The organism is Acinetobacter sp. AG1, assembly GCF_001005525.1.
GTDB lineage: Bacteria > Pseudomonadota > Gammaproteobacteria > Pseudomonadales > Moraxellaceae > Acinetobacter > Acinetobacter modestus.
On record NZ_LBMZ01000120.1, the window covers coordinates 23,805 to 43,952 of the forward strand.

The 20,148-nt window shown below is 38.2% G+C and carries 18 protein-coding genes and 1 CRISPR repeat array (1 of these 19 cut by a window edge); of the genes, 5 read left to right on the forward strand and 13 right to left on the reverse strand.

The genetic code is table 11. The annotated features are described in order from the left end of the window. Positions 1 to 76: 76 nt before the first annotated feature. The 3 genes from AAV96_RS13860 to AAV96_RS13870 form a co-directional block, all read right to left on the reverse strand. Positions 77 to 1,108 carry a substrate-binding domain-containing protein gene (locus AAV96_RS13860; RefSeq protein ID WP_005217628.1) on the reverse strand — a complete coding sequence of 344 codons (1,032 nt, stop codon included), beginning with the start codon at positions 1,106 to 1,108 and terminating at the stop codon, positions 77 to 79. Positions 1,109 to 1,629: 521 nt separating this feature from the next. Further along, positions 1,630 to 3,162: a pyridoxal phosphate-dependent decarboxylase family protein gene (locus tag AAV96_RS13865; RefSeq protein ID WP_046739720.1), complete on the reverse strand. Its 1,533-nt coding sequence runs from the start codon at positions 3,160 to 3,162 to the stop codon at positions 1,630 to 1,632. Positions 3,163 to 3,165: 3 nt separating this feature from the next. Continuing rightward, on the reverse strand, positions 3,166 to 4,536 hold the full coding sequence (locus tag AAV96_RS13870) for a diaminobutyrate--2-oxoglutarate transaminase (RefSeq protein WP_004652118.1): 1,371 nt from the start codon (positions 4,534 to 4,536) through the stop codon (positions 3,166 to 3,168). A gap of 465 nt (positions 4,537 to 5,001) precedes the next feature. Between AAV96_RS13870 and AAV96_RS13875 the strand changes: the two genes are divergently transcribed. Further along, a complete protein-coding gene (locus AAV96_RS13875) occupies positions 5,002 to 5,703 on the forward strand; it encodes an SIMPL domain-containing protein (RefSeq protein WP_046739721.1) in 702 nt (233 codons plus the stop codon). A gap of 49 nt (positions 5,704 to 5,752) precedes the next feature. Here the strand turns inward: AAV96_RS13875 and AAV96_RS13880 are convergent, their stop codons facing one another. Both AAV96_RS13880 and AAV96_RS13885 read right to left on the reverse strand, forming a co-directional pair. Then, positions 5,753 to 6,214 carry a GFA family protein gene (locus AAV96_RS13880; protein WP_046739722.1) on the reverse strand — a complete coding sequence of 154 codons (462 nt, stop codon included), beginning with the start codon at positions 6,212 to 6,214 and terminating at the stop codon, positions 5,753 to 5,755. Positions 6,215 to 6,252: 38 nt separating this feature from the next. Continuing rightward, the gene (locus AAV96_RS13885; protein WP_046739723.1) at positions 6,253 to 6,885 is read right to left on the reverse strand and encodes a TetR/AcrR family transcriptional regulator; all 633 of its coding nucleotides are present in this window, start codon (positions 6,883 to 6,885) and stop codon (positions 6,253 to 6,255) included. Between the two features lie 113 nt (positions 6,886 to 6,998). Here AAV96_RS13885 and AAV96_RS13890 point away from each other — a divergent pair, with 113 nt between their 5' ends. Beyond that, positions 6,999 to 7,466 carry a hotdog fold domain-containing protein gene (locus AAV96_RS13890; RefSeq protein ID WP_046739724.1) on the forward strand — a complete coding sequence of 156 codons (468 nt, stop codon included), beginning with the start codon at positions 6,999 to 7,001 and terminating at the stop codon, positions 7,464 to 7,466. 52 nt (positions 7,467 to 7,518) lie between these two features. Here AAV96_RS13890 and AAV96_RS13895 read toward each other — a convergent pair whose 3' ends face one another. Both AAV96_RS13895 and AAV96_RS13900 read right to left on the reverse strand, forming a co-directional pair. Continuing rightward, a complete protein-coding gene (locus tag AAV96_RS13895; protein WP_046739725.1) occupies positions 7,519 to 8,613 on the reverse strand; it encodes a fatty acid desaturase family protein in 1,095 nt (364 codons plus the stop codon). 14 nt (positions 8,614 to 8,627) lie between these two features. After that, on the reverse strand, positions 8,628 to 9,695 hold the full coding sequence (locus AAV96_RS13900) for a ferredoxin reductase (RefSeq protein ID WP_046739726.1): 1,068 nt from the start codon (positions 9,693 to 9,695) through the stop codon (positions 8,628 to 8,630). Between the two features lie 138 nt (positions 9,696 to 9,833). On the opposite strand from AAV96_RS13900, the gene fabR reads away from it, so the two are divergent. From fabR to dps, 3 genes are all read left to right on the forward strand, one after another. Continuing rightward, on the forward strand, positions 9,834 to 10,532 hold the full coding sequence (fabR, locus tag AAV96_RS13905) for an HTH-type transcriptional repressor FabR (protein WP_004663232.1): 699 nt from the start codon (positions 9,834 to 9,836) through the stop codon (positions 10,530 to 10,532). Positions 10,533 to 10,617: 85 nt separating this feature from the next. Beyond that, entirely contained in the window at positions 10,618 to 11,634 is a 1,017-nt protein-coding gene (locus AAV96_RS13910) for an AI-2E family transporter (RefSeq protein ID WP_046739727.1), read from the forward strand. A 202-nt stretch (positions 11,635 to 11,836) separates the two neighbouring features. Beyond that, complete coding sequence (gene dps, locus AAV96_RS13915; RefSeq protein WP_046739728.1) at positions 11,837 to 12,331, forward strand: DNA starvation/stationary phase protection protein Dps; 495 nt, start codon at positions 11,837 to 11,839, stop codon at positions 12,329 to 12,331. Positions 12,332 to 12,394: 63 nt separating this feature from the next. On the opposite strand, the gene rapA is transcribed toward dps, so the two are convergent. From rapA to AAV96_RS13945, 6 genes are all read right to left on the reverse strand, one after another. After that, a complete protein-coding gene (gene rapA / locus AAV96_RS13920; RefSeq protein WP_046739729.1) occupies positions 12,395 to 15,223 on the reverse strand; it encodes an RNA polymerase-associated protein RapA in 2,829 nt (942 codons plus the stop codon). A gap of 187 nt (positions 15,224 to 15,410) precedes the next feature. Next, complete coding sequence (locus tag AAV96_RS13925; protein ID WP_171249161.1) at positions 15,411 to 16,055, reverse strand: RluA family pseudouridine synthase; 645 nt, start codon at positions 16,053 to 16,055, stop codon at positions 15,411 to 15,413. A gap of 159 nt (positions 16,056 to 16,214) precedes the next feature. Then, positions 16,215 to 16,811, reverse strand: coding sequence for a hypothetical protein (locus AAV96_RS13930; RefSeq protein WP_046739731.1), 597 nt, complete (start codon positions 16,809 to 16,811; stop codon positions 16,215 to 16,217). 108 nt (positions 16,812 to 16,919) lie between these two features. Continuing rightward, on the reverse strand, positions 16,920 to 18,218 hold the full coding sequence (hemL, locus tag AAV96_RS13935; protein ID WP_046739732.1) for a glutamate-1-semialdehyde 2,1-aminomutase: 1,299 nt from the start codon (positions 18,216 to 18,218) through the stop codon (positions 16,920 to 16,922). A 51-nt stretch (positions 18,219 to 18,269) separates the two neighbouring features. Further along, on the reverse strand, positions 18,270 to 18,881 hold the full coding sequence (thiE, locus tag AAV96_RS13940; RefSeq protein ID WP_046739733.1) for a thiamine phosphate synthase: 612 nt from the start codon (positions 18,879 to 18,881) through the stop codon (positions 18,270 to 18,272). 46 nt (positions 18,882 to 18,927) lie between these two features. Then, on the reverse strand, positions 18,928 to 19,935 hold the full coding sequence (locus tag AAV96_RS13945) for a S1 family serine peptidase (RefSeq protein ID WP_046739734.1): 1,008 nt from the start codon (positions 19,933 to 19,935) through the stop codon (positions 18,928 to 18,930). Positions 19,936 to 20,055: 120 nt separating this feature from the next. Next, a CRISPR array of direct repeats spans positions 20,056 to 20,148; the repeat unit is 28 nt; unit sequence TTTCTAAGCTGCCTACATGGCAGTGAAC (it continues 2,276 nt past the right edge of the window).

Sequence of the window (20,148 nt, forward strand, 5' to 3'; positions counted from 1 at the left end):
TTTCATCATTTGAAAAAACTTAGTTAGACAAAAAGGCTGATGAACCTAAGTCGCACCAGCCTCCCTTTTAACAATATTACTTAACTGTTTTACCAGCTTTGAAATCAGCTAGAACTTTTGCACGTTCTTTATCGCTCATAGTGATCAAGCCAGCTTTTTCTAATTTAGAACCTTTACCAGAAGCTTTCTTATTTAAGAAATATTCTACGTATTGTGGTAAACCTTTAATTGATTTTAAATGCTCGCCTTTCACATAGAAGTAAAGTGCACGAGATACTGGGTATTGACCACTTAAAACTGTTTTCTCAGAAGGTAATACGCCATTTACTGTTGCAACACGTAATTTATCGCGGTTTTGATCATAGAAACCTAAACCAAATACACCTACTGCATTAGGAGAAGTTTTTAAACGAGCCAGTGTTTCAGTGTAATCACCTGCAATTTCAATTACACGACCATCTTTACGGAAGTTTGAACATGCTTTTTTCTGTTCTTCTTTATCTAAATTTTTGAAATAAGCAAATGATTCACAACCCGCATCAACCATTTTTTCTTGGAAAACTTCACGTGTACCGTGGTTTGTTGCTGGAATAACTAAAGTAATCGGTTCATTTGGTAAGTCATCATCAATTTGGTTCCATCGTGTATATGGGTTTGGAACCAATTTACCACCTGAAGGAAGCTGTGCAGCCAATGCAGTAAATACATGTGCTGGATCTAAGTTATAAGCACCTTTTCTTGAGTTAGACGCAAATACAATGCCGTCATAACCAATTTTGATTTCTTGAACTTGATTTACGCCTGCTTTTTTACATGCAGCAAGCTCTGAATCTTTGATTTTACGTGAAGCGTTTGCGATATCGATGGTATTATCACCAACACCTTGACAGAATTGCTTTAAACCACCTGAAGTACCACCTGAACCAACAACGGGTGCTTTAAATTGCGGGAAAGTATTACCAAACTCTTCAGCAACAATACTTGCATATGGCAATACAGTTGAAGAACCAGCGATTTGAATCGTATCACGAGCTGCATTCGCAGTTGTTGCTACGGCTACTCCAGATACAGCTAATGCAATTGCGATATGACGTGGATTTAAGCGCATTCTGTTTTCTCTCATTTATACAATTTGATTTACAACTCTTTTTAATTCAAGTGTTGTACTTTAGTTAACTGCATTTTGAGGAGATAATATGACAATTAAGTGACAACTTTATGACGCTTTTATGATGATCATTTTTATTTGAAAATTTTCAGTCATAAAGAAAAGTGTTTTTTGAAAAAAATGGTGAAAGAAAATTATCTTAATGATTGTAATTTATAATTTTTTACTTACAACACGACATATAAGAAATCAAACTAGAAATACAAATTTGACGACCTTAGTAATGAAAACTATATGACAAATATCTATGTAATATTAGTTTGAATCCTTCAATTCGGTTCTAAATGAACTAAAATTAGGTTTCCAATAGCCATTTACACGTCTATCTTAAGCTATTCAGAAAATTACTTGAGATTAAATTAAAGGTATATTCAGATGAGCTAAATCTTTCTAAGCTCAATCACACAGACTAAAAATGAAAAAGGCACATGAATGTGCCTTTCTCTTAGAAAGCAAATCGATTAATCAATCGCTGGAACATAAGTTCCTGCAACAATTGCATCTTTAATACGATCAGCTTCTGCCAACACAAGTGCAAGCAAGTTTTGAACGTTTTCAAGCGTTGCAACTGGGCTTAAAGTGGTCATCTTCAATGATTGAACATTACCCACTTTGGTTACACCAATATTCGCTTCACCACGAGCAAACAATTCATCTGCCACGTTTTGGTTTAAGCTATCGATAAATTCAGCAGGATAAGCTTCTGGTACTACACGGAACAGGACTGAAGCGAATTGTGGTTCAACCAACAATTCAAGACCCGCTGTTGCTTTAATATAATCTGCAACTTCACGTGTTAATTTCACACCATGATCAATCATTGAACCATAAAGCTCTTCGCCTAATGCTTCAACTGTCATCCATAATTTCAATGCATCAAAACGACGTGTCGTTTGTAATGATTTAGACACGAGGTTAGGTACACCGTGTTCTTCGTCATAAGCAGAGTTTAAATATTCTGCTTCATAATGCATAAAGCGATAGTTTGCTTCGTCTTTCAACAAGAAAGCGCCACAGCTAATGCTTTGGAAATAATGCTTATGGAAATCAAGCGTGATTGAGTCTGATAATTCAATTCCATCTAACATTGAACGATGGTCATTTGAAAGAATCAGTGCACCGCCCCAAGCTGCATCAATATGCATCCATGAACCATACTTCGTGGTAATTTCACGGATTTTCTTGAGTGGATCAATCGCACCAGCATCAGTCGTACCCGCTGTTGCAACAACACAGGCCACGATTTTGCCTTCAGACTGAAGATGCGCCATAGTTTTTTCCAGTGCATCAACATCCATCTGTGCATTTTCATTCACAGGAACAGTGACAACAGACTGGAAGCCCATACCCATCATCGCCATGTTCTTTTGCACAGAGAAATGTGCATTTTCAGAACAGATGACTTTGACGTTCTTCATTGCTTCTGCTGGAATACCATCACGCTGAACCGACCATGGCTTACCATTTTCGTCTTTCCAGTTTTTCGAGATACACCAGTCACGCGCCAGCAATACACCCATCAAGTTTGACTGTGTGCCACCAGACGTAAACACCCCAGCTTGACCTGCACCATAACCGACTTTTTGACGAAGCCAATCAATGAGTTGAACTTCCATCAAAGAACCCGCTGGGCTTTGATCCCATGAGTCCATCGACTGGTTGGTTGCATTGATCAACACTTCCGCAATCTGGCTCATCACCATGGTTGGGCAGTGTAAGTGTGCAAGTGAATGCGGGTGATGTACTTTTAAGCTTTTATTGAGAAAAAGCTCAACCATACGTTGTAATGATTGCTGTACACCTAGACCTTCTTTTGAAGGAGCAAAAGAAATTGCTTCACGCAAATCCTTAATGCTACCGCCAGTGTACATTTTATCATTTTGCAACCATGCTGAAACGGCAGTTACCGCCTCTCCCATTGCTGACTGATAGTCAGCAATAGATTGAGCATCATTGCAGAGTAACGCTTTACGATGTTCTGCAAAATCAACCATGAATTAGCCTCGTACTGCTTTTAATGCTTCAGCAACAGCTTTCTTGAAGCGAGCAACCGCCTCTACGCACTCTTCTTGATTGATAATCAACGGGCAAAGTAAACGAATGACTGTACCGTTACGGCCGCCTTTTTCAAGCAATAATTTATTGTTGAAACAAGCAGTCTGGATTGCAGCAGCCAATTGCGCATCAGCAGGTAATGAACCCATATGATCCGCAGGTTTACGCTCGTCAACGATCTCAACACCGATCATCAAACCACGACCACGTACGTTACCGATACATGGGAATTCTTGAGCAAGTTTCTTAAACTCTGCTTGTAAGAAATCACCACGCTCTTGCGCATTTTGAGCAAGGTTTTGTTCTTTGATCACTTGAAGTGATGCTAAACCTGTACCCATCGCAAGTTGGTTACCACGGAAAGTACCCGTGTGACCCGCAGGCTGCCAAGCATCAAACTTACGTTTAATACCCAATACTGCAAGTGGTAAGCTACCACCGACCGCTTTCGACATCACCACAACATCAGGCTCGATTCCAGCATGTTCAAAGGCAAACATTTTACCTGAACGTGCAAAACCAGCTTGAACTTCGTCCAAGATTAAAACGATGTTGTGCTTTTCAGTCACTTCACGGATTTTTTGCAACCATTTTACAGGTGCAGTAACAACACCACCTTCACCTTGAATCGCTTCAAGGATCACAGCAGCAGGCTTGGTTACACCACTTTCAACATCTTCAATGAAGTTTTCAAAGAAATAAGTTAAAGCGTCAACACCTGCTTCCCCACCTAAACCAAGTGGGCAACGATATTCATGTGGGTATGGCATAAATTGCACGCCTGGCATTAAGCCATTCACCGCATTCTTTGCAGACAAGTTACCTGTCATTGCAAGCGCGCCGTGCGTCATACCATGGTAGCCACCAGAGAAACTAATCACTGTGCTACGACCCGTATAAGTTTTCGCTAATTTAATCGCTGCTTCTGTACCATCTGCACCAGATGGACCACAGAATTGTAGGCAATATTCTTCTTGACCGCCTGGCAAATAAGCCAAAAGCGCTTCAGTAAACGCATCTTTTAAAGGAGTCGTTAAGTCTAAAGTATGCAATGGCAAACCGCTTGCCAATGTGTCTTGAATACTTTGAATCACCGCAGGATGATTATGGCCCAAAGCCAATGTCCCTGCCCCAGCTAAACAATCAAGGTACTCTGTACCTTCAACATCAGTAACCCAACAGCCTTGTGCTTTTGCTATCGCTAACGGTAATTTACGTGGATAACTACGAACATTCGATTCCATCTGACTTTGGCGAGTCAGATAATATTCGTTAGTTGCATTAGCGGCAGGATTTACGGAAGTAACGCTCATATCGAATTACCATCTCTGATATGGGTAAAAGAAATAAGTCTGGTGACTTGCGGTCGTTTGACTCGGTGCTTTTTAGAATCTAGTGAGACACAAATTTTATATCTTTCAACTAGGAGCGAGATGATACCTAATTTTGAAATAAAATAAACTCTTTTTATGCCTGACATTCATCTAATATTATTGAAAAAATGCTTCATTCCAATAACTATGATGAATTATCATCATACTATGTGACAAGCGAAAGAAAGTAAGCTTTTTTTAACAGCCTTAATTTTTTTAGATAAATGGTCAAATATATGAAGCTAATTATTTAATTTTAAATATTTTTTAATTAATTTTTCTGTTGCAAAACACTGTTAATATATTACAAAGACACCACAAAATATGCAAAAGTTCCCCATCAGTTGTTTCTAATATCAGACTTGTAAAAATAAATGTTTAATACCAAATTTTAAGGAATTTTTTATGCGTACTTTAGCACTTGCAACATTAATGATCGGAGCTGCACTTAGCCCAAGCCTTTTTGCTCATGAGACTGAAAACTTGAACTATAATATTGTGAATATCCAAGCAGATGCAGCACGCCAAGTTGCCAATGATGAAATGCGTGCTGTGCTTTATATTGAAAGAAGCAATAAGCAACCCGCAGAACTTTCCAATCAAATCAATCAATTAATGAATCAAGCGCAAGCTATTTCCCGTAAATACACACAAGTAAAAGTCGAAACAGGTGCTCAAAGCACTTACCCTATTTACGACAATGATAATAATAAGTTAAAAGAATGGCGCGCGCGTGCAGAAATCCAAATTGAAAGTAAAGACTTTAAAGCAGCAAGCCAGTTGATTAGTGAACTACAACAGAGCTTTCAGACCCAATCGATTAGTTTTAGCGTATCTGACGAACAACGTAAAAAAGTTGAAAATGAACTGATGATTGAAGCTTCTAAAAACTTTCAGCAACGCGCACAAGCGATTACCCAGGCTTGGAATAAAACGCAATATAATCTTGTCAGTTTAAATTTGAATACAAGTAATTATTTCCCTCAACCAATGATGCGTGGTGGCATGGCAAAATTTGCGATGGCTGAGGCAGCTCCAGCACAAGACATGGCAGCTGGTGAATCCAAAATTACTGTCAGTGCTAATGGCTCAATCCAATTTAAATAAAAGTACGATTTTATTTAAATTAAAGCAGAAAATTAATTTTCTGCTTTTTTTATTCATTGAGTTCAAAATATTCTTGAAGCTGTCGACCAGTTGGTAATTCATCAAATGAAGTATGTGCTTTATTCTCGCCAGCCCAGCTGGTTTTAGAAGTCATACAAAAATTTAACTCTTTATTTGGTTCAAAATCTTCGTGAATTAAACCTAGCGGAATCCACATTACTTTAGGATTAGTACCTAATACATTAGGAATATGCGAACCACATTTTCTGCAAAAGGAGCTAGTAAAACCTGTGGCTTTGATATAAGTGCAAATAAATTGCTCGCCTTGCTGCCAATAAAATTGATCAGATGAAATCAATGTCGCAGTGTTGGACGCGGCCCCACTCTGCTTGCGACATAAACGACAATAACAACGATAGATCGTTTTAATTTTCGATATATGAAAATGAAATTTTATTTCCCCACACAAACAAGCGCCATTAAATTGTTGTTCTTGTTCTAATACTGTCATGACTTTTTGATCCAGATGATTTTGTTTATCTTAGTCGTTTATGCGGGATGTCTTAAATTTTGCAATGAATCCCAAGCAGCCTGAGCCAAGTTTTCGCGATACACTTTCGGATTGGTAAGCACTTTTTCAGATAACCATGCTCGGCAATAACTTTCAGTTGCACCAATCACTAATGACATCATCAATTCAGACGGAACCGATTGTAATAATTTCGCATCACTATAGGCTGCAATATTATTTACGATCTTTTGATTTCTGATTTTATTTTTTTCATTTAATGATGGGCGGTGCTCACCTTGCATCACTGAAAAATGCGCTAACATTAAAAACTTAGCAAAATGAGGTTGATCAGAAACCCAATCAACGTAACTATAAATTAAAGCATTCAAAACATCTCTTAAAGACTGCGCACGCTCAAGATATTGATCTCGTAATGATGCTTGATCATCTAAAGCAGCAAAAACAAGTGCAGCGATAACACCTTCTTTATTTTTAAAATGATGATAAATTGCCCCAACACTACTTTCAGATTTATCGCGAATCATTTCAATGCTAGTCGCATCGAGACCATATTCAAGAAAACATGCCAATGCATCCAATAAGATTTGTCTTTTTAACAATGATCTACGTTGTGGATATAAGCGTTCTAATAATTGCTGAGCCGTTTGCATAAGTTATTTAAATTTACCAATCATCGGAACTATTGTGTATGACTTGACCATAACTTGTAAACAGAATTATATTCTGCAAAAGAATTTAATTCTGTTTTATAGGAAATCATCTAATGGCATCAACTTTGGAATTATGGAATAAGGTTTCAGTTTTACCTGCTGGAAAATGGACGTTCACACGTATGCTTTGTTTAAAAGCACCTTATTTCAGTAGCATTTCTCCTTTATTTGAGGAGTTAAAACCGAACTCTTGTAAAATATCCATTAAGAAAAAACGCGCAGTGCTGAATCACATTGGTACAGTTCATGCGATTGCAATGTGTAATATGGCCGAACTTGCAGGCGGTACGATGACTGAGGTTACTGTTCCAACTTCACATCGCTGGATTCCAAAAGGCATGACCGTAGTATATTTAAAGAAAGCGGAAACTGATTTAATTGCGATCGCTACCCCAGTAGAGCAGCACTACGATTGGGATAAAGCTGGAGAATATCTGGTGAATGTTGATGTACTTGATCAACAGAATGAAAAAGTCTTTCACGCCACCATTACCATGTGGATTTCAAAAAAGAAAAAATAAAAGTAAAAAGCCCCGAACACGGTATTCGGGGCTTTTTACTTGAGTTATTTTTTTACTTTTTAAAAGGAAGCGCATATTTAAAAATACGCCCTACCACTTCACCGAATTGTTTTACAAAGCTAGCATTATTGTAATTTAAACCATATTTCTCACATACAGCTTCCACTTTAGGTGCAATTTGACGATAGCGGCGAGCAGGAATATCTGGGTATAAGTGATGTTCAATTTGATGGCTCAAATGCCCTGTCAAAATATGAAATGCTTCTGAACCTGTTAAATTAGAAGAACCACGAATTTGACGCATGTACCAATGACCGCGACTTTCATTCTGTAAAACAGTTTTTGGGAAGACCTCAGCATCTTTAGTAAAATGACCACAAAAAATAATACTAAAAGTCCAAATATTACGAATCCCATTAGCAACTAAATTTCCAGTAAAAACTGGGATCGCTGAAGGCCCTGCAATCAATGGGAAAAATACATAATCTTTAAAAAGTTGCTTCGCTATTTTTTTCTGCGCTGGTTGCCATTCTCGTTTAAATTGCGCGATTGATTTACGCTTATAAATCACTTTGCCGAGTTCAAGATTTTGAATTGCAACTCCCCATTGGAATAGTAAGCTGAATGGCACAATATAAATCGGTTGAATTAAAGTAAACTTTGTCCAACGTTGTTCTGGAAATAAGCGAAATACACCATAACCCACATCATCATCCATGCCTTTCACATTGGTATACGTGTGATGTTTGTAGTTATGCGTTTGACGCCAATTATCTGAGGTTCCAACGGTATCCCATTCGTAAGTCTGACCATTAAATTTTGGATCATTCATCCAGTCATATTGTCCATGCATCACATTATGACCTAACTCCATGTTTTCCATAATTTTGGCAAAACCCAATAGCCCCGTTCCTAATAACCATGCTGGTGGAAACCATCCTGCAAACAACAAAGCTCGTCCGAGTAAGCTGCTATAACGGATTGAGGAATAAACACGGCGAATATACTTCGCATCTTTTTCGCCTAAGTCATCTAATACTTCTTGCTTGATCTGATCTAATTCTCGAGCAAAAGCATCTAATTCTGAAGCAGTTAAATCACGATTTTTTGGATTTTTAAAATATTCAATTTTAACAGGCATATTCATAATTAATTTCTCATTTATAGATCAATCACTAGATCAGACTGAGCGGAATTTACACAAATTTTTAATAGTTGAGTTGGTTCATGATTCGCTGAACCATTCAACAAATTCTTCGTTGAGCCTTGCGCTTTTGTGCAGGCGCATTTATTACAAATGCCCATACGACAACCATGATTAGGTTTAATCCCTTGATGTTCCAAACTAGAAAGAATGGATTGCCCTTTAGGTATCGCAACCGTTTTGTTGGATTGAGTCAATCTCACATTTATAAAACCAGTTTCCGAAGCATCCACATCAATTTGGCTTAAACTAAAAGCTTCAGTTTGAAGCAAAGCAGCACAAGAAAATAATTTTTCTGCTGTACTCACAAAACCTGATGGACCACAGGCATATACAGTGGTTTCATTTAAAGCTGAAATTTGATCAACATAACTTTGGTTCAAACGTTGATCTTGCGCTTGGGTATAAAAAATTTGATAACTGAAATGGGGAAAGTTTTCCGCTGTTTCTTTTAAATATTCAGCATAGGCTGCATCGGCCTGAGTTTTCACCCAATACATCAACTGTACAGATGTCGTCAAAAACTGCTTGGTTTGACTCAAGCTTTCGATCAGGCTCAGCATCGGGGTAATGCCGCTACCTGCTGCAAGTAATAACAAGTTAGGAGTTTGAATATGCTGCTGCATATCGCCATAAGGTTGCCCTAAATAGACAATATCCCCTACTTTAGATTGCTCAACCAACCATGAACTCACCAAACCTTGATCAACTTTTTTGACGGTTAAACAGAGATGATCTGCATCTAATTGCATCAAGCTATACGTGCGTTCGTAATGACGCCCTGCAATTTCAACAGTGACAGGATGATGTTGTCCTGCTGCACCACGCTGTACATGACGATTGCATTGCAAAATAAGACTCACCGTATCTTTAGCTACCGTTTGTTTTTTTACAACTTTGGCGAGTGATTGATTCAAAGACCACAGTGGATTGATTTTTTGTAGCCAGAAATTGGCATCATGGTTCGTAATTACGCTTTGGGCTATTGAATTGAATAGAGAAATTCTCTTTTCGACTGCTTGCATGAGCGGGAACTCTGATCATTTTTTAATTATTATACATATGTATATATATTTGTATATATATTCGTATAAGAATTTACATTTCCCAAGTAGTCAGACAATCGCTATAATCCCGAGTAGCTTACTTATATTTTGAAAATAATGGTTCAGTCTTCTACTTTTTTACCGCTCGGTCATGACACACTAAATGAACAAGATGTCATTGCTATGAAATCTCCTGTACGTTCGGTTGGTAGAAAAGCAACCATTACCAAAGAAGAACTTTTTCAGGCGACACTGAATCTAATTGGTCCACAAAAAAGTATTGCATCTTTGAGCTTACGTGAAGTAGCGCGTGAAGCAGGTATTGCACCAAATAGTTTTTATCGACATTTTAAAGATATTGATGAACTGGCTATCGCTCTGATCGATCGTGCAGGTTTGGTATTACGTAAAATCATTCGCGAAGCGCGTTTGCAAGCATCTATGCAGCAAAGCATTATTCGAAGTTCAGTTGAAGTTTTTATTCAACAGTTAGATGCCGATGAAGGTTACCTCAGCTTATTATTACGCGAAGGATATACGGGCTCAACCTCATATAAACTCGCTGTAGACCGTCAGCTGAATTTCTTTCAGCAAGAATTACAAGAAGACCTGATTCGCCTAGAACAAATGAATAATAGTAAAATCAGTCATGCTGACATTGCGGCTAAAGCGATTACCCAATTGGTATTCAATATGGGCGCAAAAGTGATTGATTTACCTGCTGAACAACGAACTGACGTTGCAGAGCAAACCATGGTAATGATTCGTATGATTTTAGAAGGCGCTCGTCATTTTGATAAAATGGAAATTGATTAAGCAATTTCATCAGCATAGACTATCGTCATTAAGCATATATCTTTGTCATTTATCATAACTACAAGCAAATTTAGGCATACAGATCATGACCCTTCTCAATGACCGTCAAAGCATCATCGCTAGTTTTATTCTGATGTTTTTATTTTTAATGATGGTCATTCCCCTGCATTTGTTGCCTAGTTTTTTTGTAGGTTTCTTGATTTTCGAAATTATTAACAGTCTAAGCTCAATTGTTGAAAAACATATTGATGGACAACGTGCGCGCATCTTTATCAGTATTATTCTTGGAATTTTGACCACATTTTTGATTGGCTTTTTTATTACCAGTTTAATTAGCTTTGTGATCTATGATTTAAAAGGAACAGGTCTTAACTCGTTTAACTTTAAGATTGATCAAACCCTCATTAAATTCCAAGCAGAAATGAGCCATTATGTCCCTGGTTATCTTCCTCATAGTGTTGCAGATATCAAGAATCAGATCTTGTCCTTCATCAAAAATAATATTTCGATTGTTAAAAATACAGGTACCGATATTCTGCATAACTTAGCAACCATGCTGATCGGTTTAATTGTAGGTATCTTGGTTTCCATTCAGAACTTTAAGCAGCACGCACCACAACCTGTCTTTAAAGCTGCTATTTTACATCGTATTCAGAAGCTTTCGATTTCATTCAAAAATGTTGTCTTTGCTCAAGTAAAAATCTCTTTAATCAATACAGCACTATTCATCATTTTTGTTTTTATCGTTTTACCTCTATTCCATATCCATTTACCTTTTGCTAAAACACTGACTATTCTGACCTTCATTTTTGGTCTTTTACCTATTATTGGTAACTTGATTTCCAATACTTTGATTATCATGGCTGGCTTAACCATTTCACTCTCTGTTGCAGCCATCGCTTTAGCATATTTAGTCATCATTCATAAACTTGAATATTTCGTAAACGCAAAAATTATTGGTACAAAGATTAATGCGAGTGCATGGGAAGTACTCTTGGCTATGCTCATTTTTGAATCAATTTTTGGCTTGAGTGGCTTAATCGTTGCACCGATTTTTTACGCTTACATTAAATTAGAATGCAAAGATGCTGGTTTGATCTGAATTATATTCGGGCTATTCAAATTCAATAGATCAATCTATTATTTCGACTGATTGAGCAAAGTAATAAAAAGAAAAATGATGATAAGGAAAATTACAAAAGCCTTGCGAATTAAAACATTCATTCAGGCATTCTGCGCTTAAGCTAGAACAGAATGGTTTTTATTCACGATGTTTCATTACATTATAATTGAATGAGGTAACTATGAATTCTTCAGCAGCGGCTTTGAAAGTATATACACGTAATAATTTAGATGATTCTATCAAAGAAGCCACCGTTAAAATTTTAAATCAAATTCTTGCAAATCTTATTGATCTATCATTGCTTACCAAACAAGCGCACTGGAATATGCGGGGTAGTAATTTTATTGCGGTACATGAAATGTTAGATATGTTCCGTACTTCATTGATCACCCATTTAGACAATGTCGCAGAGCGTGCTGTACAGATTGGTGGAACAGCGCTCGGAACAACCCAAACGGTTGCTGAAAGTTCGCATCTTAAGCCTTATCCTGTTGCAATCCATGCAGTGCAAGATCACTTAAAAGAGCTAGCTGATCGTTATGGTGTCGTTGCAAATCATCTTCGAGATACAATCGAGCAAATTAAAGATCCAATCTCTGAAGATATTATCCATGCAGCACTCGAAGATCTGGATCAATATTTATGGTTCTTAGAAGCTAATATCGATCAAAACTAAGTATATTCACGACATAAAAAAGAGGACATGATTTGTCCTCTTTTTTTATTACATCAGTCGTAATTATGGTTTAACTACAACTAAGACTTGAATCGCTTCTGGAGTCACAGAAAGACCATCTAATAAGCCTAGACCCTCTTTCTGGAACTTTTGTAAACGCTCAATTTCATCTTGACGAATACTTGGGTTAAATTGCTTAAGATAAGTTAAACGATCAATTTCATATTGCCATTTACTGCCATAATGCTCTTTAGCTTGTTGCATCAATTCAGGCAAAGAGGTTTTGGCAATATCTAAAGCTTGTGCGTAACGCTCTTCAATTACATCACGGCGTGCTTTCACAACTTGACGGCAGCTATTGCCATCGAGATGATGCAAATATGGGCGCAAAATACTTGGATCGATCTTGGCAGATAAATCTTGACCTGTTTCACTCAGTAATACGCGAATCAACTGCTTCGGCAAACTTGACGGTAAGTTCAACCCTTTTGGTGCAACTACATCGACCTTAAACCAAACTTCGAGTAAGACCGAACCTTGTTTTAACGCATTCGATTTGAGTAATGCAACGTTAGTGCTACCAAATGATTGTGTGCGGATCATTTCCATAACACTTTCAATAAATGGGTGTTCCAAGGTCAAATATTGTGCATCTTCACGGATCTGAGCCTGATCACGATAGAAAGTTGCTGTCATGCCTTCTTCGTCCAAGGTAATTCCTTGGACTTGCATTTGATCCGTTGGTTTGATGATCACAGTACCGTTGCTTTGCTCATCAAAGTCAATATTGGTCGATGACATGAAACGCTTCACGAACATTGGCAAAGTCGTGTTGTCATCATAGTCTTCAAGTGCTTGTACAATGCCCTGTGCAACGACTGGGCGACAAGAGTTGTACTCAAGCAAACGGTCACGACCAGCTTGTAACTCAGCTTCCAAAGCTTGACGTTGTACATTCACTTCTTCAAGTAAATCCTCAAACGTCTGACCTTGATCTGCCAATAAACAGTCTTTCAATTCAACAATAAAGTTCTCTTGCAGCGTTTGTGCGGTTGGAGAAATATTGCTAAAAATATTGAGTGCTTCGTTATACCAGCGGAACATACGCTCTTGCGCTGTACCCATCAAATATGGCACGTGAATTTGAATGCGATTTTCTTGACCAATACGATCTAGACGACCAATACGTTGTTCAAGTACGTCAGGGTTTGCAGGTAAATCAAATAGGATCAAGTCACTGGCAAACTGGAAGTTACGTCCTTCTGAGCCAATTTCAGAGCAAAGTAGAATTTGCGCACCATAACTGTCTTCGGCAAAGTATGCCGCAGCTTGGTCACGCTCTAATAAACTCATCCCTTCATGGAACATCGCGGTACGAATACCCGCATGTAAACGTAATACGTTTTCCAATGCTTCAACCACTGGCCCACTACGCGCGATCAATAACACTTTTTTGTGTTTTAATTCTTTGCGCAGCACTTCCATCAACCAAGGTACACGCGGGTCATTTTCCATCCATGCGCCATCCAGTTGCCCTTCTTCAGGCCACATTTGCTCACGCATTTTGCCATCAAATGACCAGTCTTCTGGTGCCGGCAAAGGTGCAGGTTGGCAATCACGACCTGGGAAACCTTGAATCGCTTCACGTGTATTACGGAATAAAATACGACCTGTACCGTGACGGTCTAGCAACTCGTGAATTGCACGCATACGCTGTTCAGGCTGATCATCAATACGATGACCCAATAAGCCATCCAGAGCAGCAAGATGTTCTTCAGTCAGTGCTTCATCTGACATTAAGACTTCGGCAACTTTAGCTGTTTGCTGATATTGTTCTTCTTCGTCAAGGAAACGATCTAAGCTACTAAAACGTTGCGGATCAAGTAAGCGTAAACGCGCAAAATGGCTCTCAACACCTAATTGTTCAGGCGTTGCCGTAAGAAGTAAGACACCAGCTGTTTGTTCAGCCAACTCTTCGACAAGATCATAACGATCATTACCGCCTTCTTCTTCACTCCACATTAAATGGTGTGCTTCATCGACAACTAGTAAATCAAAACCTGCCTCAACCGCTTGCTCACGCAAATCATCATGGTCAACCATCAAATCGACACTCGCAATAATGCATTGCTCAGTCAGGAATGGGTTGAGATCAGGATCATGTTCTTTGATCGAAGCAGTACGGGTTAAATCAAATAGAGAAAATTGTAAATTGAAACGACGACGCATCTCAATCATCCACTGATATTGCAGCGAATCGGGCACTAAAATCAGGATACGCTCTGAACGCCCTGTTTTCAGTTGTTGATGGATAATCAAACCCGCTTCAATGGTTTTACCAAGACCGACTTCATCTGCTAACAATACGCGTGGTGCAAAACGTTTACCCACTTCGTGTGCGATATAAAGCTGGTGAGGAATCAACCCAACACGCGCACCTAAAAAACCGCGTAAAGGACTGGTATGCATCTGCGCTTGCAATAACATCGCTTCAATACGAAGGTCATACCATTCTTTATAATCAATTTGGCTTGCTAACAAACGCTCTAAAGGTTTTGATAGCTGAATTTGCGCACCGATACGAGTTTCGTTCAATGACTTACGTTCTTGTTCGCCATTTTCTAGGCTACGAACCACATCGTAACGAAGCACGCCATGACGGTCTTCAACCGATTCAACAATCCACTTAACACCTTCTTGATCTTGCACTTCATCTTTGACATTAAAGATGATGCGAGATAAAGGCGCATTGTTTCGTGCATATACACGAGTTTCATCACTTTTAGGGAATAAAATACTGATAGAACGCTCATCTACATCAATAAGAACACCTAGACCGAGTTCAGTTTCTGTATCTGATAACCAACGTTGACCAATAGCAAACGGCTGCAATTTATTCCACCTTTTCTCATGTTAGCCCACATATTGTATGCCTTAAACTGACGAAAGTTTAAGCTACTTTATGTAGTTTTAAATTTGGTATTTACGTGAAATTCAGCCACGCAAATAGCCCTAATATTTTGACATAAAGCTGACTGAAATAGCGCGCTTTACATCTCTTTAGATCAAAAAAATACGATTAAAATGGTACAGAACAATCAAAACTCAGTTGAACGCCTGTTTTAGGATGAGTGAAGCTGAGTTGTGTTGCATGAAGACACAAACGTGCATAAAGCTGCTGCTGTTCAGGACTTGCATATAAGGTATCCCCTAGTATTGGATGACCTAGATATTGCATATGCACACGAAGTTGATGTGAACGACCTGTAATCGGAATCAATATAACTCGAGTTACCGCTTGCCCTTGAATTTCTAAATGCTCAATAACTTGCCATTCTGTTAATGCAGGTTTGTGATATGAGGCATCAACAATATGCAGCGGTGGACGACTTGGATCATAAATCACAGGAATATCGACTGTGCCCTGACCTTCTAAATGTCCAGCAACCAAAGCTTGATAAATTTTTGAAGTTTGTCGATCTTGAAATTGACGTGAAATATTGCTTTGTCCAAATTTAGATAAACCAAAGACTAGAATACCTGAAGTGTCACGATCTAAACGATGAATGAGTAGAGTTTTGGGTTCTAATTTTAATAAACGATTGATCAAACAGTCTTGTAAATCGGGTGTTTTCCCTGGCACTGTTAGAAGCCCAGCAGGTTTATGGATCACCATAAAATCTTCATCACGATGAATCAAATGTTCACTTAGAAAATTACTCAAGCGTACCTTCCAACGACTGGATGAAAACAAGCGGGCAATCATAAAAAGCTTGGAGGTAAATTACAATTAAAATTAAAACTTTTTTAGAGAATATTTAAAGTTTAGCTAAATCCGACTTAGCAAAAAATTTATGCTTCTTAATCTTTTTAAAGTAAGCGATTAGGAATCGATATATGCTAATAACTGTTTCCTCACAGATCTTGGTGGTGCTAATAAAGTCTTGACTAGCCTTTCGCTTAAGATACCTGCGACAAGACCACCTCCGATTAAATAACCAGCAATTCCTAAAACAATAGCTAACAGAATGATTCCATCAAATAATAAGCTAACTCCAGAAGGTATCGTTGTTTCATCCGCCTTAGAAGAAAAAAATAGTTCTATGAAATGTAATACCCATGGCTGTTTAGTGGATAATTCATAAAAATTTATATCACTCAGAACAATACACGGTGCGATAAGGATACTAAAAAAGATAAATGAACGCTTTTTATTTAATACTAACCTATTAAAAATAATCATAAAGGATGATAACGCTATAGCAAGAACAAATGCTGGCGCTGCATAGATCAAATAAGAAAGTGGTATTGTAAAAACTAACAGATTTAGAAGCCAACCTGCACAAAGTGGGAAAATAACAAGAGAATTGATTGACACATATCCAACCAAAATTAGGCGTAAGCAAACCGTATAAGTTAACTCTTTACAAAATAAAAGAATTCCTAAGAAAACTGTCCAAGGTGTTAATTCTAATTTCATTGGATACACCTCATTATTTTTTAAAATCATACCTCATCGTAATCGTAAATCACAGGTTAAAGCTATAAAAAAGCCCGAATAAATCGGGCTTCTATATGCATCAGAAGGTTATTTCATTTCTACAAAGGTTTCTTTGGCAGCTTGAATGGTCTCTGCAATATCTTGATCTGAATGCATAGATGAAATAAATCCAGCTTCAAATGCCGAGGGTGCCAAATACACACCACGCTTTAACATGCCATGGAAGAACTTCTTAAATGCTTCAACATCACACGCTAACATCGAATCAAAGCTGGTAATGTCCTCTTGATCGGTGAAATACAAACCGAACATGCCACCGACTTGCTGAGTTTTAAATGGAATACCCACTTCATCTGCCGCAGCTTGTAAACCTGTAAGCAATTTCGCTAACTGTGCCGAAAGCTTGTCATAAAATTCAGGTTCACGTAGATGTTTAAACATCGCGATACCAGCACGCATTGCCAATGGATTCCCTGACAATGTACCTGCTTGATAAACACCGCCTAAAGGTGCGATGCATTCCATGATTTCACGTTTACCACCGAAAGCACCGACAGGTAAACCTGCACCAATAATTTTTCCTAAAGTCGTTAAATCTGGTTTTACGTTATAAACTGATTGTGCGCCACCTAAAGCAACACGGAAACCTGTCATCACTTCATCAATAATAAACACTGATTTGTACTCATCGCAAACATCACGAATCGCTTGTAAGAAGCCATCGATTGGCGTCACCAAGTTCATATTTCCTGCCACAGGCTCAATGATGACCCCTGCAATCTCATGACCGAACTTACTAAAGCATTCTTTTAAAGCTTCAATATTGTTATATGGCAACGTTAAGGTATGTTTTGCAAAATCAGCAGGCACACCTTTTGAAGTTGGTTCACCTTCACCTAAAGTGAGTAAACCTGAGCCTGCTTTCACCAATAACGAATCTGAATGGCCGTGGTAACAGCCTTCAAATTTTACAATTTTGTCACGTCCAGTATAACCACGCGCCAAACGAATCGCAGTCATAGTCGCTTCAGTACCTGAGCTGGTCATTCGTACCAATTCAATTGAAGGCATAATCTCACAAATGGTGTCTGCTAAAGTGGTTTCATATACTGTTGGTGCACCAAAACTTAGACCATCTTCTGCTGCGGTTTGTACCGCTTGGATAATATCGGGATGCGCGTGACCTAAAATCATTGGTCCCCATGAACCAACATAATCCACATAACGCTTCCCATCGACATCCCACAAGTACGCACCTTTTGCCTTTTCGATAAAGACAGGCGTACCACCAACACCGTTAAATGCACGTACAGGTGAATTGACACCACCAGGAATATGTTTATTTGCTTGTTTAAATAACTGTTCTTGCTTTGGAGATAAACTCATAAAAGACTCAACCTAGAATCGAAGAATAAAATGTCGAAACGATGCAAAAAATTATGCAAATAACTTTGCCCATGCATTTACACGAGCAGGAATTTCGGCTGTTGATCGCCCTAATATATCACTAATTACCGCACAAAGGCTTGCTCCTGCCTCGATGACCACTTGGGAATTTTCAACGGTCAAACCACCAATGGCACATATTGGTACTTCAAACTTCTGCTTTGCCTGTTGAATGACTTCAATTCCAACATTACCTGCTTCAGGTTTAGTTGAAGTGGCATAGACTGCGCCAAAAGCCACATAGGTTGCACCTTCAGCAATTGCCTTTTCAGCCAGTTCTAAGGAGTTTAAGCAAGTTCGCCCAATAATGACACCTTTCGATAAACGTGTAGCGGCATCCGTAATTTCACCATCGGACTGTCCAAGATGTACACCTAAACCAAATTGTTCTGCCAAAGCTAAATCATCATTAATTACAAATGGAACTTGGTATTTTTCACAAAGTGCTATGATTTGTTGAACTTCGGATGCTTGAGCAACTCTCGCCACTTTTTTACGGCGGTATTGTAAAATAGCAATATTGCCCGTCGCCAAAGCCACATCTAATTTTTCTAATAATAATTGGAGGGGATCATCATTGGTAATCAGATAAAGACCGCGCATAGTTCAAACTCATCAATTTCATGTATTAAAGTATAAAGCAAAAAGATTACACGCTTTTAATAAAGCGCCCACGTGTACTTGCTAATATTACTAATAATAAAATCATGAAAATACCAACACTTCCACCACCTGATTGATTTGTTTGGCTAGTTTTTTGTTCTGGAATAGTACTTGGATGCAGATAGTTGTTTATCCAATCAGAGTAATTTGCAACTCGCGTATAAACACCAGGATAACCCACCCTGGCACAACCGACACCCCAACTTGCAATCCCAAGCAGATATGGCTTTTCTAAATTGTTTATCGTTAAACCCGCACCACTATCACCATAACAAGCATCTGTAAGACTGTCTTGCATCGGTGATTCTGCACAAAGCATATTCTGAGTGATTTGTTGCGCGCTATATAATGATGATGAAGATAGACAATTGGCTAATTTTAGCGTGGTATATCTTAAAGTTATTGGATACAGCGCAGGGTTTCTAATGCTTTTTCCTTCATAATCTTTACAAGTCTGAGATTGAGTATTGTCACAATCCTCTAATACTCCCCACCCTGCGATTTGTACCATATTCACAATCAATGCATTTTGTTGTTCTAAGATGGGATTCATAATGTCAATCGTTTGGCAATTTCTATCACATTTTATAAAATCCACATCACCTTCTAATTCTAATAATGCAATATCGTTATCATAAATACGATTATTATATTTCTCATGTATATGAGCCTTTTTAACTTTGATAATTTGCCCTAATTGAATACTTTGCAAATTTTGTGCGCCAATCAAAATATAATAATCACTGTTTTGTTTTTCGAGTGGTTCAATACAATGTGCTGCTGTCACCACCCAATGATCTGCAACTAAACTTCCTGAGCAATGGTAAGATTGGTAAGGTTTTAAAGGGTCGAGTACAACTGCAACTTGCCAAGGGATTTGTGCTTCTGTAGTCGTATTACCATTGATAATTCGAGCTTGAAGAGCTGTATTTGCCCATACAAATTGAGTAAAACTGAATAACAAGAGGCTAAAAATAAGAGAATATTTTTTCACAAATATAAGTCTCAAAAGAATAATATTGAGTTAATAATTAGATAATAGAGCATAAACTTATTTATTTAAGAGATTTAACCCAAATATATCTAGAAAATAAAAACATTAATTAGATTTAACTTTCTAAGCTGCCTACATGGCAGTGAACTGACAGAGACAGCAATAATGCACACTCTGAAATTTCTAAGCTGCCTACATGGCAGTGAACAAAAA